Genomic DNA, 24,576 nt, shown 5'->3' on the forward strand with positions numbered 1-24,576 from the left:
TGGGTCTCTCAGTCCTCTGACCGGACCGGGGTCCGATGGTCGTCGCGCAGTGCCGGGAAGACGTGCAGTGCGAGCAACGGCGCGAGGTCGGCCGGGATGGTTTCGACCGGTTGCCAACGGAGTTCGGCGATCTCAGCCGATGCTCCGGTGATGGGGGCCGGCGGGTGCAGGTAGACCGTGCCGTGCACCTCGTGGCCGGCTTCGTTCGCGGCCGGTGCCCGCCATACGCCGAGGAGGGTGAGGTGCTCCGGGCAGAGCACGGCACCCACCTCCTCGGCCGTCTCCCGGACGGCCGCCGTCGCGGCGTCCTCGCCGGGCTCGGGCTTGCCGCCCGGCAGCTGGAACCGCTCGCTGCCGTGCTTGCGCACAGTGAGCACGCGGCCGGCGTCATCGCGCAGGACGACGGCACTGACGGTCACGGTCGGCGCGGCGGTCATCTCAGGCCAGCGCGACCGTCATGAGCGGCTTGCTGGTCGGTTGCTGCGAGCCTCCCGCGGGTTCGACGGTCACTGCGGCGGCACTGGCGCCGGACACGGATCCGTCGAGCACGGTGGCGGTCCCGGGCGTGAGCAGGCCGGCGCTGACCGGCTTGCCACCCGCGATGAACCACGCCTGGTAGGCCTTCCCAGCCGGAGCCGGCGGCATCCCGCGCAGCGTCGCGACCGCCTTGCCGCGTTGTGCGGAGGTGACCACGACCAGCGACCCGCCGTCGGCGGAGACCGTCGTGCTGCGGGCGTCTGGTGCCTGCTCGACCTGCTGCACCGCCGAGACCGGTGCCTTGTCCTGCTGCCACGGCTGCGCCACCAGCGTCACGCCGCCCGCGATGAGCAGGACGGCAGCGGCAGCCGCGAGCAGCCAGCGTGCAGGGTGGTTGCGGCGGCGGCTCGCCGACACGGTCGTTGCCTGCGAGGTCCGGTCCGCCGGAGTCTCTGCGTGCGGCGCCGGTGATGGCGGTGCCGGTGTCTGCGGGGTCTGTGTTTGCGGGGTTTGTGCGACCGCGCTCAGCACCGAGTCGCGCAGCGCCGGTGGCGGGCTCACCGGCGCGGTCGACTCGCCGAGCGCCGCTGTCGCCTCCTGCAACTCAGCCACCTCGGCGCGGCACTGGGCGCAGTGCTCGAGGTGGCGGTCGGCCCATCGCCGACTGACCTCGTCCATTGCATCGAGCGCGTAGTCGAGCGTGTCGATGTGCTTGTCGTGCATGTCCTCGGTCATGATTCACCTCCCAGCGCGTCGCGCAGTCTGAGCAGCCCGTCACGGATGCGTGACTTGGCGGTGCCCAACGGTATGCCGAGGCGATCTGCCACCTCGGTGTGCGAAAGTCCTTCGAAATAGGCCAGTTCCACCGCTTCGCGTTGTCGTCCCGTGAGGGTGCCGATCGCGGCTCGGACTCGGTCTGCTCGCATGCGGTCGTCCACCTGCTCCGCCGTCGAGTCGTATGACGGGGCGTTCTGCTCCGCGGTGTAGGCCGTGTCGCGCCGACGGGACGCGTCGACGGCGCGCACCCGGTCCACCGCCTTGCGGTGCGCGATCGTGAACATCCACGACAACGCCGACCCGCGGCCGGCGTCGAAACCCGGGCTGCCGCGCCAGATCTCCAGGAAGACCTCCTGGGTGACCTCCTCGGCGAGCGTCCGGTCCACGACCACCCGGCAGACGAGACCGTGCAGCCGGGCGGCCGCCTCGTCGTACAACCGGGCGAAGGCGCGCTCGTCACCCTGTCCGACCTGCTGGAGCAGATCGGACAGGGTCGGTGCCTGGCCCACGGACATGGGGTCCATTGTGGCGGGCGGGGCTCCCGTGACGAGCACTGAGGTCATGGCATTTCTCGTGCGGTGACGAGCCGGCTGGTCCTACTTGCCCATCAGCACGGTGTCGACGATGTAGACCGTGGCGTTGGCGGTCTGCACGTTGCCGCAGACGACCGCCGAGTTGCCGTCGACCTTGAAGTTCTCGCCCGAGCCGGCGACGGTCACGGTGGTGCCGGCGAGCGACTTGTGCGTGCCGGCCAGCTGCTGCGGGCTCAGGCGGCCCTGCACGACGTGGCCGGTGAGCAGCTTGGTCAGCTTCGCCTTGTCGGCGAGCACCGCGTCCAGGTCGGCCTTCGGGATCTTGGCGAAGGCCGAGTCGGCCGGCGCGAAGACGGTCAGCGCCGACGCGCTGTTGAGGGTGTCGACGAGGCCGGCCTTCTTGACGGCCGCCGTCAGGGTGGAGAGCGCGGGGTTGTTGGAGGCGGCCGTGGCGACCGGGTCCTGCGCCATACCGCTGAAGGAGCCCTTGCCGTCCTTCGGCACCGTGGAGCAGGCCGGGCCGAAGGGCTGTGCGGCGTTCGCGGCACCGCTGCCCATGCCGGACTCGCTGGCCATCGACGAGCCCATGCCGGACTCGCTGCCCATCGCGCTCGAGCTCATGCCCGATCCCGCGTCGCTGGTCATGGAGGACGAGCTGGAGGCCATCGGGGTGCTGTTGCCGCTGCTGGCCGAGCCGCCCGAACCGGACGAGCCGCATGCGGTGAGCGAGGCGGTCAGCAACGTCGCGGCCGCGAGGGTGACGGTCGTGCGAGTCTTCATGGTCTTAACTCCTGAGGTTTTCGGTGCCTTACGAACACTGGTGATTCGGTGCCGCACGGTGATCGGATGGGTGTGGCGGCAGATGATTTGCGTCGGCCGGGATCAGCCGACGAGGAAGACGCGCTCCTCGATGCCGCTCGACCCGGAGGGAAACACCCCGGCCCGCGCGGACGTCTGGATTTCGTTGTCGCCGTAGACGACTCGGGCCCGCACGCTGTGCTGACCGGGCCAACTGCTCTGCCACGCGTAGTACCACTGCCGCCAGTAGTCGACGTTGACGTCCGGGCCGAGGGTCGCGGCCGTCCATGGGCCGCCGTCGATGCTGACCTGCACGCCCACGACACCGCGCCGTTGCGCCCACGCGGTCCCGCCGATGAGCACGCGCCCCGGCTTGACCGTGGCCAGACCGGCCGGAACATCAATGCGCGCAGTCGGTTTGATCTCGCCGTCGGTCGTCCAGCCGCGCTTGGTCCAGTAGGCCTTGCGGTCGGCATAGGTGGTGACGGTCAGCCTGGTGACCCATTTGGTGCAGCCGAGCATCCCGTAGAGGCCGGGAGTGATGAGGCGAGCCGGGAAACCGTGCTCACGGGGGAGCGGCGCGCCGTTCATCCCGATGGCGAGCATCGCTCCGCGGTCGTCGGTCATCGCGCCGAGCGGGGTGCTGATGGTGAAGCCGTTGAAGGAGGTGCTCAGCACCTGCAGATCCGGCCGGTCCGGGTTCTTCACCCGGGCCTCGGCGAGCAGATCCTTGAGCAGGACGCCGCGCCAGGTGGCACCACCGGCATACTTGCCGCCGACCTCGTTGCTCACGCAGGTGATGGTGATGTTGCGCTCGGTGAGGGGCCGGCGCAGAAGCTCCGAAAAGCTTATGGTGTAAGGGTTTTCGACGTCGCCATCGATGGTCAGCTTCCAGTCGGAAGCGCTGAGGTTGGGCACCGACAGCTCGGTGTCGACACGGTAGAACGACGAGTTGGGAGTGCGCAGCGGCGTGACGCCGGGCACGGTCTCGTCGAGCCCGGCCGGCAGGGCGGGAGCCGCCGGATCGGCGGCGGGCAGTTTCACGTCGATGGCGGAGCGGGAGTCGGTGATCGCCCGGCCGCTGGCGACGCCGAGCGCGGCCAGGGCCGCGGTGCCCCCGGCCGCAGCGACGAAGGTGCGGCGGCTCGCCCCCTGCGGCCCCGGCGACGGCGCGGCCAGCCGGAGCAGCACGAACAACGCCGCGATCGACACGGCACCGGCGCACACCGTCGGCACCAGGTCGCTCGCCGCCGCGAAAGGCCTTGTCAGCACGGCATATCCGGCGACGACGAGCATGGCGACCTGCACGGCGGCTCCGAGCCACGGGCGCGATCGGGCGAGCAGACCGGAGGCGGCAGCCACCACCAGGACGGCCACGACCACCGACGCCAGCAGCACCGGCTTGTCGTTGCTGCCGAAGGTGCGGATCGCCCAGTCCTTGAGCGAGGTCGGCGTGCGATCGATCACCGCGGAGCCGACCGCGAGCACCGGCGAGGTGGCCGGGTTGCGCAGCGCCCCGACGAGCTGGCCCGCGGCGAGTCCGACGCCGACCGACAGCAGGCCGATCAGGGCGGCACGGATCCGGGACAGTCGCTCGTCGGTCATGCACGTGGTTCGACGCGCGACCGCCCGCGGATGGGTGCGCGGGTGGCTACGGCCGCTCGTCGAGCACGCCCAGGCCCAGCTCGCGCAGCGTGGTGTTCGCCATCTCGCGATGCCCGACCGCGTTGGGGTGCGTGTGGTCGTCCATCCAGGCGGTGGGCGCCGCCGCGCCGAAATGGTCCAGCCAGTGCCGCTCGTGGTCGATCAGGGTCGAGCCCTCGGCCGCGGCGACCGCGCGCACGACCTCGGCGTATGACGGGAGCCACTCACGCCGGGCCGCGGGTGCGTCCGGCATGACCGGCACCGGCGTGTGCAGCACGACCCGGGCACCCAGCGCCGTCGAACGCCGCGCGATGTCGGTGAGCTCGTCGCGGAACGATGCCAAGCCGGCCTCACCGTCGAGCGCATCGTTGGTGCCGAGTGCGATGCTGACGACCGTCGGCGCGAACCTGCCCACCAAATGGTCGAATTCGGCGTTCACCTCTGCCGCGGTCCAGCCGGACACGCCCGAGTTGATCACGATGTCCATCAGACGGTCGAGCTCCCAGCGGACGCGTTCGTGGATCAGCTCCACCCACGAGCGAGCTCCGTGGGTGTGGAACACGCCCTGGGTGATGCTGTCGCCGGCAAAGACCCAGGTCGCCCGCTGCGGCAGGCCGCCGAGAGTCATCGCGTGCTCAGCCGAGGGCCGACTGCACCGCGCCGACCACACGCTCGTCGTCCGGGGTCACCGTCGGGCTGAAACGCCGCAGCACCGTGCCGTCGGCGGAGATCACGAACTTCTCGAAGTTCCACTGGATGTCGCCGGTCTTACCGCTCTCGTCCGTGGTCTGGGTCAGCTCGGCGTAGATCGGGTGCCGGTCGTCGCCGTTCACGTCGATCTTCTCGGTCATCGGGAACGTCACGCCATACGTCGCGCTGCAGAACTGCTCGATCTCCTCGGAGCTGCCGGGCTCCTGACCGCCGAACTGGTTGCACGGCAGGCCGACCACCGTGAAGCCCTGTGCTTCGTAGTCCTTCTGCAGTTGCTCCAGCGCAGTGTACTGCGGGGTGAGGCCGCACTTGCTGGCGACGTTGACCAGCAGCGCGGGCCTGCCCCCGGTGATCTCGCCGAGGGTGGACGCGGTGCCGTCGAGGCGGGCGATGGAAATGTCGAGGATGCTCATACCTGCCAATGTATGTCGCCACCGGGCCACGACCCGCCGGGGCACTACTAGCGTGGGTCACATGCGAGCACGTGAGCTGGCCAAACCCTTCCCGACCGTCACGCTGGAGACCGACGCGCTCGTCGCCGCGGCCACGATGGGCGAGCGCGACCTGCCCGGGCTCGTCGTGCTGGACAAGGACGGCCGGCCGTTCACCGTGGTGCCCGCATCGCAGGTGCTGCGGTTCGTCATACCCGGTTATGTGCAGGACGACCCGCACCTGGCCAGGGTGTATGACGAGGAGGCCGCCGACCGCTTCTGCCAGAAGCTCGCCGCGGTCACGATCGGTGACATCGTCGGCACCAAACGCCCGGACGACTACGACCACCTGCCGGTCGTCGACGCGGACGCCAAGCTCATCGAGGTCGCCGCGGTCATGGCGCGCAACCGCAGCCCGCTCGCCCTGGTCACCGAGGGGGACAAGCCGCTCGGCGTGATCCGCATCGGCGCGCTGCTCGGGCAGTTGCTGCCCACCTCCGCCGACCGGGTGCCCGACCCGCTGCCGGACTACCCGGCGTCCTCGCCCGATGCCGGCTCCGGCCCCGCATGATCACCGCGCTCGCGGTCGTCGCCTTCCTGGCGGCGTACATCCTCATTGCCACCGAGCGCATCCACCGCGTCGCCGCAGCCTTCTGGGGCGCGGCCGTGATGGTGGTGCTCGGGCAGGTCACCAGCGAGTCGGCCTTCTTCAGCGAAGAGACCGGCATCGAGTGGAACGTCATCTTCCTGTTGCTCGGCATGATGATCCTGGTCGGCGTCATCAAGCAGACCGGCGCCTTCGAGTTTCTCGCGATCTGGTCCGCAAAACGCGCACGGGGCAAGCCTTTTCGGGTGATGGTCATGCTCGTCGTCATCACCGCGGTGGCGTCGGCGCTGCTCGACAACGTCACCACGGTGCTGCTCATCGCGCCGGTCACCCTGCTGGTCTGCGACCGCATCGGCGCCCCGGCGATCCCGTTCCTGATCAGCGAGGCGATGGCGTCCAACATCGGCGGCGCCGGCACTCTGATCGGTGACCCGCCCAACATCATCATCGCCAGCCGGGCGGGCCTGTCGTTCAACGACTTCCTCGCGCACATGCTCCCGGTGGTCGTGCTGCTCATGGTCGTCTTCATCGGGTTGATGAAGCTGATGTTCGGCAAGCAGCTGGTGTATGACGCCGAGCGCGCCGCCGACCTGATGCGGCTGTCGGAGAAGGACGCGATCCACGACCCGCGGCTGCTGATCTCCTCAGGCGTGATCCTCGCCGGGGTGATGGTCGGCTTCGTCACCCACTCGATCACCGGCCTCGACCCGTCCATGGTGGCGCTGCTGGGCGCCGGTGCGGCCGTTGCGGTTTCGCGGCTCGAGCCACGCGACTATCTCGCCGACGTGGAGTGGTCGACGCTCGCCTTCTTCGCCGGGCTCTTCGTCATGGTCGGCGGCCTCGTGCACACCGGGATCATCGCCGACATGGGCGACTGGCTCACCGCTCGGCTCGGCACCAACTGGCTGCTCGGCTCGACCGTGCTGATCTGGATCTCCGGTGCTCTCTCGGCGATCGTCGACAACATCCCGTATGTCGCGACGATCAGCCCGCTCGTCGCCGACCTCACCCATGGGACGAGCGGCGCCGGCCCCGAATCCCTCTGGTGGGCCTTGGCACTCGGCGCCGACCTCGGCGGCAACGCCACAGCGGTCGGGGCGTCCGCCAACGTCGTCGTGATCGGCATCGCCGCCCGCAACGGCCACCGCATCTCGTTCTGGACCTTCACCAAATACGGCCTCGTCGTCGCCTCGGTGACCATCGCCGTCGCGTGGGCCTACGTCGCCCTGCGCTACTTTGCCCTCGCATGAGTCGCTCGCGCTCTACCTGGAGAACTCCCAGGGCTTCGAGGCCGAGATCGCGGTGGCCGATCCGCCCGGCCGCACACCCTGACAGCCGCACACTCTGACGGTCCGATTCACGTTTGACGGTCGAATTCGACCGTCAAACGTGAATGCGGCCGTCAGAGTCGGCCGGCGCATCGTCGTCCGCGTCGCCCGCTGCAGCGCCCGCCGTCCGGCTCGCTGTCTGGTCGGCCGCGCCGCGACGGGGGCGGATCAGCACGGCGGCGAGCAGCCCGCCGACCAGTCCGAGCACGCCCGAGATGAGCGCCGTCAGCCGCAGGCCGTCGACCGCGGCCAGGTGGATGGTGTGGTCGGCGGCCTGACGCGCGGCGGCCGGCACCTGTGCGAGCACCCGGCCCGACTGGCCGCCGGCCACGGCGTCACCGGCTCGCGACGCGTCGGGCACGGAGTGGGCCGACAGCACCGAGGTGATGCGCGCGGCGAAGACCGTGCCCAGCGCCGCGATGCCGAGCGCGAAGCCGAGCTGGCGCGCGGTGTTGACCGCGCCCGCCGCCATACCGCCCCGGTGCATCGGCACCGCGGACATCGCGGTCGAGCTGAGCGTCGGCGCCGCGAGCCCGACCCCGATGCCGGCGACCACCAGGCCGGGCACCAGCGCCACCCAGGTCGCGTCCGCGCCGTTGAGCAGCCAGGCGACGAGCAGGCCGCCGACGCCGGTGAGCGCGATGCCGAAGCCGACCGCCATCCAGTTGCGGCCGCCGTGCATCAGCCGGCCCACGCTCGCACTCGTCGCAAAGGACGCCGCCGCAAGCGGCAGGGAGGCCAGCCCGGCCTCCACCGGTGACATGCCGCGCACCGACTGCATCCAGATCGACGCGTAGGTCAGGTAGGCGAAAGCGCCTGCGGTCAGGACAAATCCGGCGATCAGCGAGCCGACGAACGGTCCGTTGCGCAGCAGCCCGAGATCGAACATCGGATGCCGCAACCTGGCCTGCGCGACGACGAAACCGAGCAGTGCGAGCCCGGAGAGCACGAACGATCCGATCACCACAGGGTCACCCCAGCCGTCCTCGTTGGCCCGGATCAGCGCATAGGTCAGCGCGCCCGCGAAGACCGTGAAGGTCGTCATCCCGACGAAGTCGAGCGGGGTGTGGTGGCGTTCGTCGCGCGGGAGCACCACGAAGCAGAGCACGATCGCCGCGATCGCGAAGGGCAGGTTGACGAAGAAGATCCACCGCCACGACAGGTGCTCGGTGAGCAGGCCGCCCGCGATCGGGCCGACCGCGGCGGCGGCGCCGGACACCGCACCCCAGATGCCGTATGCCGTGCCCCGGTCGCGGCCGTGATAGCTGCTGTTGAGCAACGCGAACGTGGTGGCGAACATCGCGGCGGCACCGACTCCCTGCACGCCGCGCGAGACGATCAGCACGGTGTCGCTGCCGGCCAGACCGCTCGCTGCCGACGCGAGCGCGAAGAGGGCGAGACCCACGACATACGTCGCGCGGTGACCCAGCCGGTCGGCCAGCGAGCCGATGCCGAGCAGCAGCGCGGCGAGCACCAGCGCGTAGATGTCGACCACCCATTGCAGGGAGGTGAACGTGGTGTGCAGGCCGGCGGCCATGTCCGGCAGCGCGACGTTCACGATCGTGACGTCGACGAGGAGCATGAGCGTGCCGGTGCAGATCGTGACCAGGGGAAGCCACTTGCGCATGACGGATCACACCTTCAAGAGGGGGAGAAGTAACTGGCTGCATCGGTATGACGATCGGCGACGCTGCGCATCGACATCCGAAGCGAACGCGCCCAGTCTGGCGCTCGGCTATGACAGCTTCCAACCCGCAGGCGGCGAGGCGTAGATTTCCGCCATGACTGCGATGTCATCCGACAGATCCGCCATCGCCGACGATCTCGACACCAGGATCACCCACAGCCTGCAGGTGTCGCCGCGCGTGCCGTTCGCGCTGATCGGCGGCGTGCTGGGCGTGTCGGAGCAGACGGTCGCGCGTCGCTACCGGCGGCTGCGCGAGGCCGGGGCCGTGCGGGTGGTGGGCCTGGTTGATCCGTCCGCGTTCGGCCAGCAGAACTGGAGCCTGCGCCTCGCCTGCCGCCCGGACGCCTCCGAACAGATCGCCAGGGCGCTCGCCCGCCGCGACGACGTGCACTGGGTCGCGCTGCTCTCCGGCGGCACCGAGGTGGTGTGCGTCCTCCGGGCGCGGAGCGCGCAGGAGCGCGACCACCTGTTGTTGCGCCAGCTGCCCCGCACCGCGCAGATCGACTCCATCACCGCGTATGGCGTGCTGCACGTCTTCCGCGGCGGGACGATCCGGGACTGGCGGGTCGGCGGCAGCCTGCTGACCCCCGAGCAGGAGGCGGCGCTGCTCGCGTCGGCCATCGTGCGCGACGGTCGCACCGCGTCGCTCACCCCGGCCGACGAGCCGATGCTGCGCGAGCTGCTGCGGGACGGCCGGGCGACCTATGCCGCGCTGCGCGACACCGTGGCCGACGGCCGGAGCGACGCGCAGCTGCGCCGGCGGATCGAAGAGCTCACCGCCGCCGGGGTGCTGACCTCGACGTCGACGTGGACGACGCACAGTTCGGCCGGCCGGTGCGTGCCTACCTGTCGCTCACGGTCACCCCGGCGCAGCTGCAGGCGGTCGGCGACGCGATGTCCGATCACAACGCCGTGCGCTATGCCGCGGCAGTCACCGGACCGGCGAGCATCGTTGCCAACACTGCGTTTGCGAGCGTGGACGACCTCTACCGGTTCGTCGCCGAGGATCTCGGCCGGCTGGACGGTGTCGCACAGGTGCAGGTGCTGCCGATCAGCAAGGCGATCAAGCAGGGCGGCAGCGTGCGCGAGTAGAGCGGGCAGGCTCAGACGGCGCGGCCGACGAGATGACCCACGCCATACGTGATGGCCATCGCGACCACCCCGCCGAGCACGTTGCGGATGATCGCCGGCCGGCTCGGGGCCTGGCCGAGCCGTGCGCTCACCGCGCCGGTGACGATCAGCGCCACGATGACGGCGGCGAAGCAGATCGGCACCCGCAGGCTGGGGGAGGGCAGCAGGATCGCGACCAGCGGGATGAGCGCGCCGAGCGTGAACGACAGGAACGACGCTCCGGCCGCCTCCCACGGGTTGGTGAGTTCGTCGGGGTCGATCCCGAGCTCCGCCTCGGCGTGCGCGCCGAGCGCGTCGTGCGCGGTCAGCTGCACCGCGACCTGGCGCGCGAGGTCCCTGTCGAGGCCCTTGGCCTGGTAGATCTCGGTGAGCTCGTCGAGTTCTTCCTCGGGCAGCTCGCGCAGCTCGTACTTCTCCTTGCGCAGCATCGCCCGCTCGCTGTCGCGCTGAGTGCTGACCGAGACGTATTCGCCTGCGGCCATTGACAATGCGCCGGCGACGAGGCCGGCGATGCCGGCGATCGCGATGCTGTTGCGATCGGTGGTCGCGCCCGCGACGCCGGCCACGATGCCGGCGACGCTCACGACGCCGTCGTTGGCGCCGAGCACGCCGGCGCGCAGCCAGTTGAGCCGGCCGGAGAGCGCATCGTCGTGTGGCTCCCCGGCATGGGCCGCGGTCACCGGGTCACCTCGGCACCGACCTGCGCCGCCGCCTCGGCGATGCGGTGCGCGAGCTCGATGTCGAGCTGGGTGATGCCGTGCTCGCTGTGCGTCGACAGGGTCCAGTCGATGTGAGTGTAGGAGACGGCGAAGTCGGGGTGATGGTTCATCTGCTCCGCGTCGTCCGCGACCCGCGAGATGAGGTCGACCACGCCGGGGAATGTCGTTGTGTCATATGACGATCGGAGCGTGTCACCGGCACGCGACCAGCCCGGCAGGTCACGCAACTGTCGCTCGATCTCCTCGTCGGTCAGCAAGCGGCTCATGAGGAGAGAGTGACCCTCGCCGGGCCCGCTGTCCACGAAGGCGAGGCTTGCCGCACCGACTCCTCGCGGCGCGTGTGCGAGGCTGACGGTCGTGACCAGACGTGCCGTGGTCGGCGCAGCGATCGTCGACGACCTCCGCCGGCCGACCCGGCTGCTCGCCGCGCAGCGCGCCGAGCCATCGTCGCTCGCCGGTGGGTGGGAGCTGCCCGGTGGCAAGGTCGAACCCGGCGAAGGGCCGATCGACGCGCTGCACCGGGAGGTGCAGGAGGAGCTCGACGTGCGGGTGCGGCTCGGCGACCAGGTGCCCGGTCCACTCACCGCGGCCGGTGCCGCGTGGCCGCTCGGAGCGTCATACGCGATGCAGGTGTGGTGGGCCGAAATCATCGACGGCACACCGGAGTTCGGCCCCGAGCATCAGGCGATCCGCTGGCTCACGCCCGATGAGCTGTATGACGTGGCGTGGCTCACCGACGACCTGCCGATCGTGCAACGGCTGGAGGCCGCGTTCCGGTGCACGGGATGACGCTCAGGCGCTGAGGTAGGCGAGCACCGCCAGCACGCGGCGGTTGTCGTCGGCGGAGACCGGCAGGTCGAGCTTGGTGAAGATCGCGTTGGTGTGCTTGCTGATCGCCTTCTCGGTGACGAAGAGGGCAGCCGCGATCGCGGCGTTCGAGCGCCCCTCCGCCATGAGCCCGAGGACCTCGCGCTCGCGCTCGGTGAGCCGGTCGACCGGGCTGCCCTCGGTGCGGCGGGCCAGCAGGTTGCGCACGACATCCGGGTCGAGCACGGTGCCTCCCCCGGCGACCTGGCGCACCGCGCTGACGAAGGCGCCGACGTCGGAGACGCGGTCCTTCAGCAGGTAACCGACGCCGCCGTCGCCGTCCTCGAGCAGCTCTCGGGCATAAAGCTGTTCGACATATTGCGAGAGGACGACGACCGGCAGTCCGGGCCGCTCGCGACGCGCCTCGATCGCCACGCGCAGGCCCTCGTCGGTCAGCGTCGGGGGCATGCGCACGTCGACGACCGCCACGTCGGGCCGCTCCTCACGCAGAGCGCGAGTCAGCGACGGCGCGTTGTCCACCGAGGCGACCACCTCGATCTGGTGGGCGCGCAGGATGCGCTCCAGCCCGTCGCGCAACAGCGCGTGATCCTCGCCGATCACCGCACGCACGGCACCTCCAGGTTGACGATGGTCGGGCCGCCGACCGGACTCGACACCGACATCGTGCCGTCGAAGACCGCCAGGCGCGAGGCGACGCCCCGCAGCCCGCTGCCCTCCGGCGCAGCACCGCCCACACCGTTGTCGCCGATCTCGATGTGCAGCAACCCGTTTCGCGGGTGCATGGTGACCCAGGCGGCGCTCGCGCGGGAGTGCTTGCCGATGTTGGCCAGGCACTCGGCGACGCTGAAATAGACCGCCGACTCCGTCGGCGCCGGCAGCGGGGGCGCCTCCAGCTGCAGCTCGAAGTCGACCGGCAGATCGACGGCGAGGGCCCGGATGGCGTCGACCACCCCTCGGTCGGCGAGCACCGGCGGGTGGATGCCTCGCACCACCGAGCGGATGTCCTGCAGCGCGTCCCCCGCGTTGTCGCGGGCCTCGAGCAGGAGCTGCCGGGCGCCCTCGGGGTCGCCGTCGACGAGCTCCGCGGCGAGGCCGAGGTTCATGCCGAGCGCGACCAGCCGGGCCTGCGCGCCGTCGTGCAGGTCACGCTCGATGCGGCGCAGCTCCGCCGCGGCGGCGTCCGCACCCCGGGCGCGCGAGATCGTCACTTCGTCCACCCGGCGTTGCAGGCGGACCTGGCGGGAGGGGCCGAGCAGGTAGCTGTCGACGCCGAATCGCCAGCGTGCCAGGGGTTTTGCGGCATACCACCAGAGAACGGAGCTGACCACGACGTTGACCGCGGTGAAGAGCAGCGCCTGGCCGGTGGTGTGGATGTGGAGCACCCCGAACGGCGTGCCGAAGACGTCCGGCATGCCGAGCCAGAGGAAGAACCACACGATCGACCAGAGCGGGTAGATCAGCAGGCTGAGGCTGAGCATCGACAGGAAGTGTCCGATGCTCACCGAGTAGAGCCCCCAGAGCAGGTCGCGCCACCGGGTCGGGTCGGTCGCCCAGCGCCGCACCCGCGCGACCGGGCGCAGCCCCTTGGCGTCGGCGTATTCCTGCACGACCGGCTCCCGCAGCACCACACGCGCGAGTGCACGTTGGCCGCTCGCGACGAGTTGGAGGGCAGGGACGGTCGCGAGCAACAGCACGATCCCGATGCCGATCGGGGCGGCGACGATGCCGACGACCGTCAGCGCGCAGAAGAGGAGCGTCGGCACCGAGAGCAGGATCGACACCCAGTGCGCGAGCACGATCAGGGGGCGGCCGGCGATGTGGTTCACGCTGCCATCCTTCCCGACATCGTGCGCCGAGTCCGGCGGGCAAGGCCCACGTCGATGGTGGGGTTAAGCCCACCATCGATCGGGGTGCTCACGACACTGACATCGCCAGTCGTCTGCCGAAGTCTGGTCGGTGCCGGCGGATCCGCCGGCGACCATCCGACCTCGAGGGAGGGACCAGGCGTGAAAAGGTCTGGTATCACACTGAATATCGCACGATGGAGCGTGCGGCACCCCTGGCGGTCGCTCGGGGTGTGGATGCTGCTCGTCGTGGCAGCCGTCGCCCTGGGCGCCGGCATCTCGATGAAAACGACCACCGACGCCGACTACCGCACCGGGCAGTCGGGCACCGCCGCCCGCTGGATCGACGAAGCCGGGCTGCGCGCGCCGGACAGCGAATACGTCGTCGTCACCGACGCCGCCGGCGGCCCGGTGACCGGCGCGGCCCGCTCGGCCGCCGACGCCCTGGGCGCGCGGCTCGCCCGCGACCCCCACGTGCGCGCGGTGGCGCCGCCGGTCGTCGCACCGGACCGCACGTCGGTCCTCGTCGCGGCAACCATGAAGCAGGTCGCCGACGACGCCACACCGGACATCTCGGGTCTCGAGAAGGCCGTCACGCAGGCACAGGAACGCGCGCCGGGCCTGCGCTTCGTGCAGACCGGCGACACCTCGCTCAACACGGCGATCAACGACCGGGTCGCCGGCGACCTCGGTGCGGCCGAGACGATCAGCCTGCCGATCACGCTGGCGCTGATGCTGCTGGTCTTCGCCGCCCTCATCGCGGCCGGCATCCCGGTGCTCCTCGCGATCACCAGCGTCTTCGCCACGATGGGGCTGATGGGGCCGATCTCGCTGATCGTGCCGATGGAGCCCACGGTCACCAGCATGATCCTGCTGATCGGCATGGCGGTCGGCGTCGACTACTCGCTGTTCTACCTCAAGCGGGAGCGCCAGGAGCGCCAGCGCGGGCGCGGCACCATCGACGCCGTCGAGATCGCGGCGGCCACCTCGGGTCACTCGATCGTGGTCTCCGGCTTCGCGGTCGCGGTGAGCATGGTCGGCCTGTATGTCGTCGGCGACGCCACCTTCAACTCACTCGCCACCGGCGCGCTCCTCGTGGTCGTGATCGCGGTCTTCGGGTCGCTCACGGTGTTGCCGGCACTCCTCTCGCTGCTCGGTCACACGGTCGATCGACCGCGAATCCCTTTGCTGTGGCGCGTTTCGGCCCGCATGCAGCCGGGCGCGATCAGCCGGAGGCTGCTCGGTCCGGCGATGCGCCGGCCGGTCGTCGCGCTGGTGGCCGGCGTTGTCGTGCTGGTGGGTCTCGCCGCCCCGGCGGTGGGCATGAAGCTGCAGACGAGCAGCCTCGAATCGCTGCCGCAGGACCTGCCCGCGGTCCAGGCGATGCAGCAGATCAGCAGGAGCTACCCGGGCGACGGGCCCACCGCAGAGGTCGTGCTGCGCGGCGACGACGCGGCCGCCTTGCGCCAGAGGGCCAAAGTCGTTGAGGGCAAGGCGGTTTCGACCGGTCACTGGAAGCGGGTCGCGGACGCGACACGGCAGTCCGCGGACGGCCGGACCCTCGTGCTCACCCTCGGCAGCACGGCGGCCGAGGGCTCCTTCGCCGCGGGTGACGCCGTGCAGCAGTTGCGGTCCGACGTGCTGCCCCGCGCCATACCTGACCGGGAGTGGGCGGTCGGCGGCGGCGTGGCGAGCAGCTACGACCAGATGGAGCAGCAGTCCGCGGGCCTGCCGAGAGTGCTGGTCTTCGTGCTCGGGCTGACGCTGGTGATGATGGCGGTGACCTTCCGCAGCGTGCTGATCGCGCTGCTCACCACCGCACTCAACCTGCTCTCGCTCGGTGCGGCCTTCGGCGTGATCACGCTTGTCTTCCAACATGATTGGGCGCAGTCGCTGCTGCACTTCAACTCCACCGGGGGCATCATCTCGTGGATCCCCATCTTCCTCTTCGTGGTGCTGATGGGACTGTCGATGGACTACCACGTCTTCGTGCTGAGCAGGGTGCGTGAACATGTCAGGGCGGGCATCCCGCCTCGGCTCGCGGTCCGTCAGGGCGTGCAGGAGACTGCCGGGGTGGTGACCAGCGCCGCGGTGGTGATGATCTCCGTCTTCGCGCTCTTCGCCACGCTGTCGATGATCGAGATGAAGGAGATGGGCGTCGGCCTGTCCGTCGCGATCGCCCTGGATGCGACCGTGGTCCGGCTGATCGTGCTGCCGTCGGCGCTCGCGCTGCTCGGACGCACCGCCTGGTGGCCGGCCCGCTCGACGCCCACCGCGGAGCAGCACCAGGTGACGCCGGCGCCGCCCCCGCTGACGCCCACCCGCTGACGCCCACCCGCTGACGCCCGCCCGCCACCACCCCCACCTGACCGAGAGGCCCACACACGGAACGAGGGGCACAAGAAATCAGCCAGACTTCTTGTGCCCCTCGGGGCGTAGGTGTGCCTCTCGGTGGGGTGCCCGCCGTACCGCCGGACGGTCAGACGCCGGGCGGTCGCGCGTCCGGGTAGGGATCGGCCCCGGGCGCCCCGTCCTCGATGACATCGGGACGGGGCTGGTCGGCGTCGGGGTCGACGGCGGTCGGTGCGACGCTGTGCGGCTGGAGTTCGCCCGAGGCGATCTGCTCGGCGAAGTGACAGGCCACCCGGTGGCTCGCCGGCACGCCCTCGATGCGCACCTCGCGCAACTCGGGCCGGTCGGTGTCGCACCGGGTGTCCTGACGCCACGGGCACCGGGTGTGGAAGCGGCACCCGCTCGGCGGCGCCGCGGGGGAGGGGAGATCGCCCGCCAGGATGATGCGCTCGCGCCGGTCCTCGACCTGCGGGTCGGGGATCGGCACGGCCGACATCAGCGCCCGCGTGTAGGGGTGCAGCGGGATCGCGTAGAGGTCGTCCGCGTCGGCCTCCTCCACCAGTGCGCCGAGATACATCACGCCCACCCGGTCGCTGATGTGGCGTACGACGGCCAGGTCGTGCGCGATCACCAGGTAGGTGAGACCGAACTGCTCCTGCACGTCCTCCAGCAGGTTGATCACCTGGGCCTGCACCGAGACGTCGAGTGCACTCACCGGCTCGTCGGCGACGATCAGTTGCGGATCGACCGACAGCGCGCGGGCGATGCCGATGCGCTGCCGCTGGCCGCCGGAGAACTCGTGCGGATACTTCTTCAACGCCGCCTCGGGAAGGCCTACGGCAGCGAGCAGTTCGCGCAGGCGGGCGTGCGCGGCCGCCTTGTCCTTGGTCAGGCCGTGCGCCCGCATCCCCTCCAGCAGCAGGGCCTCCACGGTCTGCCGGGGGTCCAGGCTCGACAGCGGGTCCTGGAAGACCATCTGCATGTTGCGCCGTTGCTTGCGCAGGGTCTCGCCCTTAAGGCTGGACAGGTCGGTGCCGTCGAAGGTGACCGCGCCCGCAGTCGGCTCCTCGAGCCGCAGGAGAGCGCGTCCGAATGTCGACTTGCCGCAACCGGATTCGCCGACCAGGCCGTAGGTCTCGCCGCGGTTGATCTGCAGCGACATGCCGTCGACGGCATAGACGTAACCGACCGTGCGGTCGAAGACCACACCGCGCTTGATCGGGAAGTGCACCTTGACGTCCTGCGCGTCGAGCAGCACGTCGGCGCGGTCTCCGGTGGTCTTCTTGTCGAGGATCGACGTCTGTTCACTCATGACTGGGGGTCCGTTCCGGGGAGGATCGGGTGATGGCAGCGCAGCGTGTGCCCGGGTGTGCCAGTCGGGTCCTGCTCGAGCACCGGTGACTGGTCGCGGCAGATCTCCGTCGCTTGCGTGCAGCGCGGCGCGAACGCGCAACCGGCGGTCCACGGGATGTTGTCCGCCACCGACCCGGGTATGGCGTGCAGCGCCCCCTCACGCGAACCGTCCAGCCGAGGGATCGACCCCAGCAGGCCGTGCGTGTAGGGATGCTCCGGGTGGGCGAAAATCTCGTGGCGAGAAGCACTTTCGACGATGCGCCCGGCATACATGACGTTGACCTCGTCACACAGTCCGGCGACGACGCCGAGGTCGTGGGTGATCATGATCAGCGACGTGCCGGAGTCGACCACGAGCTCGCGCAGCACCTCCAGGATCTGCGCCTGGATGGTGACGTCCAGTGCTGTCGTCGGTTCGTCGGCGATGAGCAGCCGCGGCTTGCAGGCCAGCGCCATCGCGATCAGCGCGCGCTGCCGCATGCCGCCGGAGAGCTGGTGCGGATATTCCTTCAGCCGCCGGGCCGGGTCGGGGATGCCGACCCGGTCGAGCAGGATGCGCGACTCCTGCATCGCCTGAGCCTTCTTCAGCCCCTGGTGCCGTTGCATGACCTCGGCGACCTGCACGCCGATCGGCACGACGGGGTTCAGCGACGACAGCGGGTCCTGGAAGATCATCGCGATGTCCCGGCCGCGCCGGTCGCTCAGTTCGCGCTGGTCGAGGGTGAGCAGGTCGGTCCCGTCGAACGTCGCGGAGCCGGCGACCTTGTTGCCGCGCGCCGGCAGCAGACCCATGATCGCGAGCGAGGTGACCGACTTGCCACAGCCGGATTCGCCCACCAGGCCTATGGTTTGGCCCGGTTTGACGTCGAACGAGACACCATCGACCGCCCGGAACGTCGGCCGGCCCTTGCCGCCGAACTCGACGACCAGGTCGCGCACGGAGAGCAGGGAGTCACCCCCCACCTCCGGTTCGTATGCCGCAGCAGTCATCGCGCGGGTCACCTCCGGCTCTTGGGATCGAGGGCCTCACGCAGCGACTCACCCATCAGTGTGAAGCCGAACGCGACGACGACGATGCAGGCGGCCGGCCAGAAGGCCAGTCGCGGTGCGACGTCGAAGTAGTCCTGCGCCTTGCCGAGCATCTGGCCCCATTCCGGTGAGGAGTCGTCGGGGTTGCCGAGCCCGAGGAAGCTCAGCGCGGCGGCGTCGATGATCGACGTCGCCAGCACCAGGGTGGCCTGCACGAGCACCGGCCCCAGCGAGTTGGGCAGCATGTGCCGGAAGGTGATCGGCCCGCGCTTCACCCCGAGGGCGCGAGCCGCGAGCACGTGGTCGCTCGCCCGCTGGGCGAGCATCGAGCCGCGCAGCAGCCGGGCGAAGATCGGCACCTGCACGACGCTGATCGCGACGATCAGGGTCCACTGCGACGGCCGGCCGAAGAGAGTCGCGACCGAGATCGCGAGCAGCAGCGACGGCAGCGAGAGCATCACGTCCACCAGTCGCATGACGACGGTGTCGACCCAGCCGCCGAACGCGCCCGCGAGCGTGCCGAGCACGATGCCGCCGGCGAGGCCGGCGAGCGTCGCGCAGACGCCGACGATCAGCGTCTGGCGCGAGCCGAGGATCAGCCGGGACAGCAGGTCGCGCCCGGTCTGACCGTCCGCCCCGAGCGGGAAGCCGTCCTGCCCGCCCGGCACCGGGTCGTCCGGGGTGACCTGGCTCAGCAGGTAGCCGGTGTGCCCGTTGTGCGGGGCGAGCAGCGGGGCGAAGATCGCGATCAGCACGAACAGCACGGTCACGGTGAGACCGATCAGGAAGACCGGGTTGCGCCGCAACCGGCGCCAGGCGCTCGCGATCAGGCTGACGCCGCCGGTGTCGGCGACCTTGCCGGCGTCCGGCACGTCGGCCGAGACGCCCGCGGCCTGCTGCGCGAGCGCGTCGATGCGGTCCTTCTTGCGTTGCATGGGGTTCATCGCGCTCACCTCGTCCGAACGCGGGGGTCGATGACGGCATACGCAAGGTCGACCAGCAGGTTGACGATCACATATCCGAGGGCGGCCATGAGGATCAGCACTTGCAGCACCGGGTAGTCGCGGGTGGTGAACGCGGTGGCGAGGGCGTCACCGAGGCCGGGGAAGGCGAACACCGTCTCGGTGAGCACGGCGCCGGTGAGCAGGCCGCCGACCTGCAGGCCGATCGTGGTGACGACTGGGAGCATGGCGTTGCGCAGCACGTGGCGGCCGCGAATCACTCTGCGGGACAAGCCTTTTGCCTCTGCAGTGCGCACATAGTCCTCATTGAGCACGTCGAGCACGGACGCGCGGGTGATGCGGAAGATGATCGCGAACGGGATCGTCGCCAGCGCGATCGCGGGCAGGATGAGGTGCTTGATCGCATCCCACGAGGCGTCGAACTCGCGAGTCAGCAACCCGTCGAGCACGTAGAAGTTGGTCACCCGCGTCGCGTTGAGGTCGGGGCTCTGCCGGCCCGTCGGCGGCAGCAGGTGCCACTCGATCGAGAAGAAGTACTTCAGCACGAAACCGAGGAAGAAGACCGGCACGGCGACGCCGATCAGCGACAGCACCACCGACCCCGTGTCGAGCAGCCCGCCGTGCCGCTTGGCGGCGAAGTAGCCGAGGGGGATCGCGGTGGCCAGCGCGATGATGATCGCGAACACCGACAGCTCGACGGTCGCGGGAAGCCGCTGCCAGAAGAGGCTGAACGCGTCGGTGCCGGACTGCACCCCGGTCGAGGTGCCGAAGTTGCCGTGGATCGCGTTGTCCACGAAGCGCAGATATTGCACCGGGATCGGGTCGTCGAGGCCGAGCGTCTTGCGCATGGCGGCACGGTTCTCGGGGGTGGCCCGCTCGCCGAGCATCGCGTCGACGGGGCCGCCGGGCAGCGAGCGCAGCCAGGCGAAGAGGAGCAGCGACAGGACGAACAGGACCAGCACGGCCTGCAAGAGTCGCCGCAGGATGTAGCGCAGCACGAAGGGTGGCTCCTACCTGGAAGAGGACCGGCCGTCGGTGCCGCGGCGAGCGCCGCGACACCGGCGGGTGGCGGTCAGGCGACTACTTGTCGACCTTGGCGGTCCACAGGTGCTCGTCGGTGAGCGGGCTCGGCGTCACGCCGCTCACCTTCTTGGAGAAGACGATCGCCGGCGGGGAGCTCGAGATCGGCAGGCCCGGCAGGTACTGCTCCATGACCTGCTTGTTGATCGTCTCGTACTTCGCCGCCCGCGCGGACTCGTCCACGATGGAGTCTGCGTCGGAGAGGTCCTTCACGAACGTCGCGCCCCACGGGTAGGCGCCCACGGTCATCTGACCCTTCGGGTCGGAGAAGAAGCTGCCGAGGAAGTTGTCCGGGGTGTCGTAGTCACCGGTCCAACCCATCAGGTATGCCGAGGCCTTGCCGTTCTGGGTCTGGGTGACGTAACCGCCGGCCCACGGCAGCGGCTTCGGGGTGACCTTGATGCCGACCGCTTCCCAGTTGGCCTTGATCGCGTTGAAGATCTTGTCGGGCGCCGGCATGTAGGGGCGGCTGACCTCGGTCGGATACCAGAGGGTGATCGACATACCGGACTTGCCCGCCTCGGACAGCAGCTGCTTGGCCTTGGCCGGGTCGTACTTGTAGGGCTGCAGCGAATCGTTATAGCCCGCAACGGTCTTCGGCATGAACTGGGTCGCGACGCTGGCACCGGACGGCAGCAGCGACTTCACCAGCTGGTCGCGGTTGATCGCGTAGTAGAGCGCCTGGCGGACCTTGAGGTCCTTCAGGTTGGGGTCGACCTTGGAGTTCAGGCCCAGGTAGAGGATGTTGAACGCCGGGCGGATCTCGAGGTTGTCGTCCTTCTTCAGCGCCGGCCAGTCGACCGGGTTCGGCAGGTCGTAACCGTCGATGGTGCCCGCGGACAGCGCCTGCTTGCGGGCGGTCTCGTCCGGGATGATCTGGAAGACGAGCTTGGCGATCGTCGGCTTCTCGTCGCCGGCGTAGTCGTCGTTGCGCACCAGGGTGACGGTCTTGTTGGTCTTGTCGTAGGCCTGGAACTTCATCGGGCCGGTGCCGACCGGGTGGGCGTTGGCGTATGCGGGGTAGACGAAGCCCTCGCCCTGCGCCTTGATGTCGTTGGCCTTGTACTTGTCGAGCGCGGTGGGCGACTGCATCGAGAACGCCGGAAGGCCCAGCAGGGCAGGGAATTTCGAGGTCGGCCGGGCGATCTTGATCTCGACGGTCGAGGCGTCCTTGGCGGTGCAGCCCTGGTAGAGCTCGCCCTTGGCGCCGTTGTAGCCGCCCATGTTGGTCAGCCAATACTCCGATGCCTGCTGGCCGGCGGCGTTCTGGCTGTCCATGCGCTTGAAGTTCTTGCAGACGGCGTCGGCGTTGAACGGCGTGCCGTCGTGGAATTTCACGCCGGTCTTCAGCTTGAAGGTCCAGGTCTTGCCGTCACTGGACGGGGTCCAGCTGGTGGCGAGGGCAGGTGCGACCTCGGCGGTGCCCGGCTTGAACCCGGTCAGGCCCTGGAACATCTGCCGGCTGACCCGGAAGGTCTCGCCGTCGCTGGCGTAGAAGGGGTCGAGCGTGCCGGGTGCTCCCGCAGCGCCGAAGTTCAGCGTGGCGTTGGTGTTGCCTTTCGCGCCTCCCGACGCGTTGCTGTCGCTGCGCTTGGAACTGGCGCAGGCGCTGAGGGTGAGCGCCGAAGCGGCGACCAGCGCAACCGCAGCCGCGGGTTTGGTGACGGCCATGGGGGTGACCTTTCGGGCCGGGAACAAATGTCGTGCGATGTTACCCAGCTCACAGGCCCTGCACGGCTGGTTGCCGGTTTACCTTGATCATCTCGAGATCATCTGGCTGACCTCGGAGGCTCGACACCCCGGCGTGCGGCGTATGGCGCGTCAGCGCGGCGGCTGCGGCCGGCGGAGCAGTGTCGGCAGGAACGCCGCCCCGGGCTCCGCGCCCCCGGCGACGTCGCCGGGGTTGGAGATCGAGCACCGCTGCAGGGAGAGGCAGCCGCAGCCGATGCACGAGTCGAGTCCGTCGCGCAGCTTCTCCAGCGCCGTGATCTGCTCGTCCAGCCGGCCGCGCCAGTGCCCGGTGATCCGCTGCCAGTCGGCCTTGGTCGGGGTGCGGCCGCCGGGCAGCATGTCGAGCTCGGTGCGGATCTCCTCCAGGGTGAGGCCGACGTTGGACGCCGCGCGGATGAAGGCCAGCCGGCGCAGCACACTGCGCTCGAAGCGCCGCTGGCCGCCCGGGTTGCGCTCGGCCGAGATCAGCCCCTGCGCCTCGTAGTAGCGCAGCGCCGACGCCGCGAAGCCGCTGCGCTCCGCGACGGCGCCGACGGTGAGCGAGTCGTGCTTGTCCATTGCGGTTCCTCTGCCGTTCCTCTGCGATTTCTCTGTGAATCACCGAAATTCAGGTCTTGACTTCAAGTTAACTGCAACTTGAAGGATGCCTACATCATCTTCGTCGAGGCAAGGAAACGCAATGGCTGACAACAAGGTCGCACTCGTCACGGGTGGCTCCTCGGGGCTCGGTCTCGAGCTCGTGCGGGCCCTCAGCGGGGACGGCTGGCACGTCATCACCGACGCCCGCCACGCCCAGCAGCTGTATGACGCCACCCGCGGTCTGCACGGTGTCGAGGTGGTGCCGGGAGACGTCACCGACGCGGCACACAAGGCCTCGCTGCTCGGTGCCGTCCGGCGGCAGGGCCGGCTCGATCTGCTGGTGCACAACGCCAGCACGCTCGGTCCGACCCCGCTGCCCGCACTCGGCACGGTCACGGTCGCGGACCTGCAGGACGTCTGGCGCACCAACATCGGCGCGCCGCTGATCCTGACCGCGGACCTGCTGCCCACCCTGCTCGCCAGCGACGGCGTCCTGCTCTCCATCTCCTCCGACGCCGCCGTCGAGCACTACGAGGGCTGGGGCCTCTACGGCGCCTCCAAGGCCGGACTGGACCACATCACGCTCACCTTCGCGGCCGAGAACCCCGCGCTGCACGCCTACGCTGTCGACCCGGGCGATATGCGCACCGCGATGCACCAGGCGGCCTTCCCGGGGGAGGACATCTCCGACCGGCCGCTGCCGCAGGAGGTTGTGCCGCGGCTGCGGTCGCTGTGGACGACCCGGCCGCCGTCCGGCAGATACCGGGCCACGGAGCTGCCGGCCGACGGTCCCGCCAGTGCCGCCGGTGCCGCCGGTGCCGCCGGCGCCGTGGCCGACGAGACCGTCGGGGTGCGCGCATGAGGACCGGTGGACCCACGAGGACGCTGCGCACCGGCCCGGCCACCCGCTTCCCGGCGCCCGAGGAGCAGACAGCTCCGGCACCCGCCGAGGAGCGCGGCCTGGCCCGGGACGAGGTGCGGCTGCTGGTCGGCACCCGCGACGGCATCGACCACGTGCGCTTCCGCGACCTGCCCGACCACCTCAGCGCGGGGGATCTGGTGGTGGTCAACAACTCCGCGACGATCGCCGGTCAGGTCGACGCCCGCGTCGCCGGGAGCGGGCCGGTCGTGCTGCACGTCGCGACGCCGCTCGACGACGGCACGTGGGTGGTGGAGTTGCGTTCGGCGCCGGACGCCGCCCGCGCCGTGCTCGACGCGCGACCCGGCGACCATCTCGAGACGGGCGCGCTCGTGCTCACGCTGCGTGCGCCATACCCGTTCGACTCCTCGCCGACCGGCACGGGCAATCGCCTCTGGCAGGCCGAGGTCGACGGCGACCTGGCCGCTCACCTGCGGGTCGCGGGACGGCCCATCAGCTACGGCTACCTCGACCGGCGCTACCCGCTGTCGGCCTACCAGACGGTCTTCAGCACCGTGCCCGGAAGTGCCGAAATGCCTTCGGCGGCAAGGCCGTTCACGCCCGAGGTCGTCACCCGGCTGGTCGCCGCAGGCGTCGGGGTCGCGCCGATCACCCTGCACACCGGAGTGTCCTCCCAGGAAGCGGGAGAGGGGCCGCAGGCCGAACGCTTCGAGGTGCCGGAGGCGACCGCGCGTCAGGTCAACGCGACCCGCGCCGCCGGCGGCCGCGTCGTCGCGGTCGGCACCACCGTCACGCGCGCGCTGGAGTCGGCGGTCACCACCGATGGACGGGTCGGCCCGGCATACGGATGGACCGAGCGGGTGGTTACCCCCGACGACCCGCCGCGCGTCGTCGACGGCCTGATCACCGGCTGGCACGACCCGCAGGCCTCGCACCTGCTGCTCGTGGAGGCGGTCGCCGGCCCCGTCCTCACCCAGGCGGCGTATGACGCGGCGGTCGCCCACGGCTACCGCTGGCACGAGTTCGGCGACGCTGCGCTCCTACTCTGATGGCTCGATTCCGCGCATCGGGACCGGCTTGCTGCGCTGCGCCGGT

The 24,576-nt window shown here is 70.2% G+C and carries 25 protein-coding genes and 1 pseudogene; 8 read left to right on the top strand and 18 right to left on the bottom strand.

The genetic code is table 11. The features are described 5' to 3' along the window. Positions 1–8: 8 nt before the first annotated feature. From HJ588_RS07485 to HJ588_RS07515, 7 genes are all read right to left on the bottom strand, one after another. Positions 9–437 (bottom strand): NUDIX hydrolase, encoded by a 429-nt coding sequence (locus HJ588_RS07485; protein WP_171153595.1) that lies wholly within the window; start codon positions 435–437, stop codon positions 9–11. Position 438: 1 nt separating this feature from the next. Next, the gene (locus HJ588_RS07490) at positions 439–1,212 is read right to left on the bottom strand and encodes an anti-sigma factor (RefSeq protein ID WP_171153597.1); all 774 of its coding nucleotides are present in this window, start codon (positions 1,210–1,212) and stop codon (positions 439–441) included. Next, complete coding sequence (sigK, locus tag HJ588_RS07495; protein ID WP_212755326.1) at positions 1,209–1,769, bottom strand: ECF RNA polymerase sigma factor SigK; 561 nt, start codon at positions 1,767–1,769, stop codon at positions 1,209–1,211. Before sigK ends, HJ588_RS07490 begins: the two co-directional genes overlap by 4 nt. An 81-nt stretch (positions 1,770–1,850) precedes the next feature. Further along, a complete protein-coding gene (locus HJ588_RS07500; RefSeq protein ID WP_171153599.1) occupies positions 1,851–2,567 on the bottom strand; it encodes a fasciclin domain-containing protein in 717 nt (238 codons plus the stop codon). Between the two features lie 102 nt (positions 2,568–2,669). Continuing rightward, complete coding sequence (locus HJ588_RS07505) at positions 2,670–4,190, bottom strand: molybdopterin-dependent oxidoreductase (RefSeq protein ID WP_171153602.1); 1,521 nt, start codon at positions 4,188–4,190, stop codon at positions 2,670–2,672. Between the two features lie 46 nt (positions 4,191–4,236). Next, positions 4,237–4,857: an SGNH/GDSL hydrolase family protein gene (locus HJ588_RS07510; RefSeq protein WP_171153604.1), complete on the bottom strand. Its 621-nt coding sequence runs from the start codon at positions 4,855–4,857 to the stop codon at positions 4,237–4,239. A 7-nt stretch (positions 4,858–4,864) separates the two neighbouring features. Next, positions 4,865–5,353, bottom strand: coding sequence for a glutathione peroxidase (locus HJ588_RS07515; RefSeq protein ID WP_171153606.1), 489 nt, complete (start codon positions 5,351–5,353; stop codon positions 4,865–4,867). A 61-nt stretch (positions 5,354–5,414) separates the two neighbouring features. Between HJ588_RS07515 and HJ588_RS07520 the strand changes: the two genes are divergently transcribed. Beyond that, positions 5,415–5,942: a CBS domain-containing protein gene (locus HJ588_RS07520; RefSeq protein WP_212755327.1), complete on the top strand. Its 528-nt coding sequence runs from the start codon at positions 5,415–5,417 to the stop codon at positions 5,940–5,942. Then, complete coding sequence (locus HJ588_RS07525) at positions 5,939–7,228, top strand: ArsB/NhaD family transporter (protein ID WP_171153608.1); 1,290 nt, start codon at positions 5,939–5,941, stop codon at positions 7,226–7,228. Before HJ588_RS07520 ends, HJ588_RS07525 begins: the two co-directional genes overlap by 4 nt. 133 nt (positions 7,229–7,361) lie before the next feature. Here the strand turns inward: HJ588_RS07525 and HJ588_RS07530 are convergent, their stop codons facing one another. Next, positions 7,362–8,933 carry a DHA2 family efflux MFS transporter permease subunit gene (locus tag HJ588_RS07530; RefSeq protein ID WP_171153610.1) on the bottom strand — a complete coding sequence of 524 codons (1,572 nt, stop codon included), beginning with the start codon at positions 8,931–8,933 and terminating at the stop codon, positions 7,362–7,364. A gap of 163 nt (positions 8,934–9,096) precedes the next feature. Between HJ588_RS07530 and HJ588_RS20165 the strand changes: the two are divergent. Both HJ588_RS20165 and HJ588_RS07540 read left to right on the top strand, forming a co-directional pair. After that, a pseudogene (locus HJ588_RS20165) lies at positions 9,097–9,189 on the top strand (hypothetical protein); the annotation flags it as partial. Positions 9,190–9,800: 611 nt separating this feature from the next. Further along, positions 9,801–10,085: an Lrp/AsnC ligand binding domain-containing protein gene (locus HJ588_RS07540; protein ID WP_171153613.1), complete on the top strand. Its 285-nt coding sequence runs from the start codon at positions 9,801–9,803 to the stop codon at positions 10,083–10,085. 11 nt (positions 10,086–10,096) lie between these two features. Here HJ588_RS07540 and HJ588_RS07545 read toward each other — a convergent pair whose 3' ends face one another. Both HJ588_RS07545 and HJ588_RS07550 read right to left on the bottom strand, forming a co-directional pair. After that, positions 10,097–10,804, bottom strand: a complete 708-nt coding sequence (locus HJ588_RS07545; protein ID WP_171153615.1) for a VIT1/CCC1 transporter family protein — start codon at positions 10,802–10,804, stop codon at positions 10,097–10,099. After that, the gene (locus HJ588_RS07550) at positions 10,801–11,109 is read right to left on the bottom strand and encodes a 4a-hydroxytetrahydrobiopterin dehydratase (RefSeq protein WP_171153618.1); all 309 of its coding nucleotides are present in this window, start codon (positions 11,107–11,109) and stop codon (positions 10,801–10,803) included. Before HJ588_RS07550 ends, HJ588_RS07545 begins: the two co-directional genes overlap by 4 nt. A gap of 91 nt (positions 11,110–11,200) precedes the next feature. On the opposite strand from HJ588_RS07550, the gene HJ588_RS07555 reads away from it, so the two are divergent. Further along, complete coding sequence (locus HJ588_RS07555; protein ID WP_171153620.1) at positions 11,201–11,632, top strand: NUDIX domain-containing protein; 432 nt, start codon at positions 11,201–11,203, stop codon at positions 11,630–11,632. A 3-nt stretch (positions 11,633–11,635) separates the two neighbouring features. On the opposite strand, the gene HJ588_RS07560 is transcribed toward HJ588_RS07555, so the two are convergent. Both HJ588_RS07560 and HJ588_RS07565 read right to left on the bottom strand, forming a co-directional pair. Then, positions 11,636–12,280 (bottom strand): response regulator, encoded by a 645-nt coding sequence (locus tag HJ588_RS07560; RefSeq protein ID WP_171153622.1) that lies wholly within the window; start codon positions 12,278–12,280, stop codon positions 11,636–11,638. Beyond that, a complete protein-coding gene (locus HJ588_RS07565; RefSeq protein WP_171153624.1) occupies positions 12,268–13,497 on the bottom strand; it encodes a histidine kinase in 1,230 nt (409 codons plus the stop codon). Before HJ588_RS07565 ends, HJ588_RS07560 begins: the two co-directional genes overlap by 13 nt. 222 nt (positions 13,498–13,719) lie before the next feature. Between HJ588_RS07565 and HJ588_RS07570 the strand changes: the two genes are divergently transcribed. Next, positions 13,720–15,843 (top strand): MMPL family transporter, encoded by a 2,124-nt coding sequence (locus HJ588_RS07570; protein ID WP_212755329.1) that lies wholly within the window; start codon positions 13,720–13,722, stop codon positions 15,841–15,843. 151 nt (positions 15,844–15,994) lie between these two features. Here the strand turns inward: HJ588_RS07570 and HJ588_RS07575 are convergent, their stop codons facing one another. From HJ588_RS07575 to soxR, 6 genes are all read right to left on the bottom strand, one after another. Then, positions 15,995–17,179 (bottom strand): ABC transporter ATP-binding protein, encoded by a 1,185-nt coding sequence (locus tag HJ588_RS07575; RefSeq protein ID WP_171153626.1) that lies wholly within the window; start codon positions 17,177–17,179, stop codon positions 15,995–15,997. Next, positions 17,176–18,210 (bottom strand): ABC transporter ATP-binding protein, encoded by a 1,035-nt coding sequence (locus tag HJ588_RS07580; protein WP_171153628.1) that lies wholly within the window; start codon positions 18,208–18,210, stop codon positions 17,176–17,178. Before HJ588_RS07580 ends, HJ588_RS07575 begins: the two co-directional genes overlap by 4 nt. Positions 18,211–18,218: 8 nt before the next feature. After that, the gene (locus tag HJ588_RS07585; protein ID WP_212755331.1) at positions 18,219–19,193 is read right to left on the bottom strand and encodes an ABC transporter permease; all 975 of its coding nucleotides are present in this window, start codon (positions 19,191–19,193) and stop codon (positions 18,219–18,221) included. A 5-nt stretch (positions 19,194–19,198) separates the two neighbouring features. Next, positions 19,199–20,209: an ABC transporter permease subunit gene (locus tag HJ588_RS07590; RefSeq protein WP_171153630.1), complete on the bottom strand. Its 1,011-nt coding sequence runs from the start codon at positions 20,207–20,209 to the stop codon at positions 19,199–19,201. 82 nt (positions 20,210–20,291) lie between these two features. Continuing rightward, the gene (locus tag HJ588_RS07595) at positions 20,292–21,962 is read right to left on the bottom strand and encodes an ABC transporter substrate-binding protein (protein ID WP_171153633.1); all 1,671 of its coding nucleotides are present in this window, start codon (positions 21,960–21,962) and stop codon (positions 20,292–20,294) included. A 150-nt stretch (positions 21,963–22,112) separates the two neighbouring features. Further along, complete coding sequence (soxR, locus tag HJ588_RS07600; protein ID WP_171153635.1) at positions 22,113–22,580, bottom strand: redox-sensitive transcriptional activator SoxR; 468 nt, start codon at positions 22,578–22,580, stop codon at positions 22,113–22,115. A gap of 121 nt (positions 22,581–22,701) precedes the next feature. Here soxR and HJ588_RS07605 point away from each other — a divergent pair, with 121 nt between their 5' ends. After that, the gene (locus HJ588_RS07605) at positions 22,702–23,463 is read left to right on the top strand and encodes an SDR family NAD(P)-dependent oxidoreductase (RefSeq protein WP_171153637.1); all 762 of its coding nucleotides are present in this window, start codon (positions 22,702–22,704) and stop codon (positions 23,461–23,463) included. Further along, entirely contained in the window at positions 23,460–24,530 is a 1,071-nt protein-coding gene (locus HJ588_RS07610; protein ID WP_171153639.1) for an S-adenosylmethionine:tRNA ribosyltransferase-isomerase, read from the top strand. Before HJ588_RS07605 ends, HJ588_RS07610 begins: the two co-directional genes overlap by 4 nt. Positions 24,531–24,576: the final 46 nt, after the last annotated feature.

It is taken from the genome of Flexivirga aerilata, assembly GCF_013002715.1.
Taxonomy (GTDB): Bacteria; Actinomycetota; Actinomycetes; order Actinomycetales; family Dermatophilaceae; genus Flexivirga; species Flexivirga aerilata.

Bases quoted from the DNA above. Each gene is read 5' to 3' on its own strand.
- HJ588_RS07485 (WP_171153595.1), bottom strand. From the start codon at position 437: ATGACCGCCGCGCCGACCGTGACCGTCAGTGCCGTCGTCCTGCGCGAT.
- HJ588_RS07490 (WP_171153597.1), bottom strand. From the start codon at position 1,212: ATGACCGAGGACATGCACGACAAGCACATCGACACGCTCGACTACGCG.
- sigK (WP_212755326.1), bottom strand. From the start codon at position 1,769: ATGTCCGTGGGCCAGGCACCGACCCTGTCCGATCTGCTCCAGCAGGTC.
- HJ588_RS07500 (WP_171153599.1), bottom strand. From the start codon at position 2,567: ATGAAGACTCGCACGACCGTCACCCTCGCGGCCGCGACGTTGCTGACC.
- HJ588_RS07505 (WP_171153602.1), bottom strand. From the start codon at position 4,190: ATGACCGACGAGCGACTGTCCCGGATCCGTGCCGCCCTGATCGGCCTG.
- HJ588_RS07510 (WP_171153604.1), bottom strand. From the start codon at position 4,857: ATGACTCTCGGCGGCCTGCCGCAGCGGGCGACCTGGGTCTTTGCCGGC.
- HJ588_RS07515 (WP_171153606.1), bottom strand. From the start codon at position 5,353: ATGAGCATCCTCGACATTTCCATCGCCCGCCTCGACGGCACCGCGTCC.
- HJ588_RS07520 (WP_212755327.1), top strand. From the start codon at position 5,415: ATGCGAGCACGTGAGCTGGCCAAACCCTTCCCGACCGTCACGCTGGAG.
- HJ588_RS07525 (WP_171153608.1), top strand. From the start codon at position 5,939: ATGATCACCGCGCTCGCGGTCGTCGCCTTCCTGGCGGCGTACATCCTC.
- HJ588_RS07530 (WP_171153610.1), bottom strand. From the start codon at position 8,933: ATGCGCAAGTGGCTTCCCCTGGTCACGATCTGCACCGGCACGCTCATG.
- HJ588_RS07550 (WP_171153618.1), bottom strand. From the start codon at position 11,109: ATGAGCCGCTTGCTGACCGACGAGGAGATCGAGCGACAGTTGCGTGAC.
- HJ588_RS07575 (WP_171153626.1), bottom strand. From the start codon at position 17,179: ATGAGTGAACAGACGTCGATCCTCGACAAGAAGACCACCGGAGACCGC.
- HJ588_RS07580 (WP_171153628.1), bottom strand. From the start codon at position 18,210: ATGACTGCTGCGGCATACGAACCGGAGGTGGGGGGTGACTCCCTGCTC.
- HJ588_RS07585 (WP_212755331.1), bottom strand. From the start codon at position 19,193: ATGAACCCCATGCAACGCAAGAAGGACCGCATCGACGCGCTCGCGCAG.
- HJ588_RS07595 (WP_171153633.1), bottom strand. From the start codon at position 21,962: ATGGCCGTCACCAAACCCGCGGCTGCGGTTGCGCTGGTCGCCGCTTCG.
- soxR (WP_171153635.1), bottom strand. From the start codon at position 22,580: ATGGACAAGCACGACTCGCTCACCGTCGGCGCCGTCGCGGAGCGCAGC.
- HJ588_RS07605 (WP_171153637.1), top strand. From the start codon at position 22,702: ATGGCTGACAACAAGGTCGCACTCGTCACGGGTGGCTCCTCGGGGCTC.
- HJ588_RS07610 (WP_171153639.1), top strand. From the start codon at position 23,460: ATGAGGACCGGTGGACCCACGAGGACGCTGCGCACCGGCCCGGCCACC.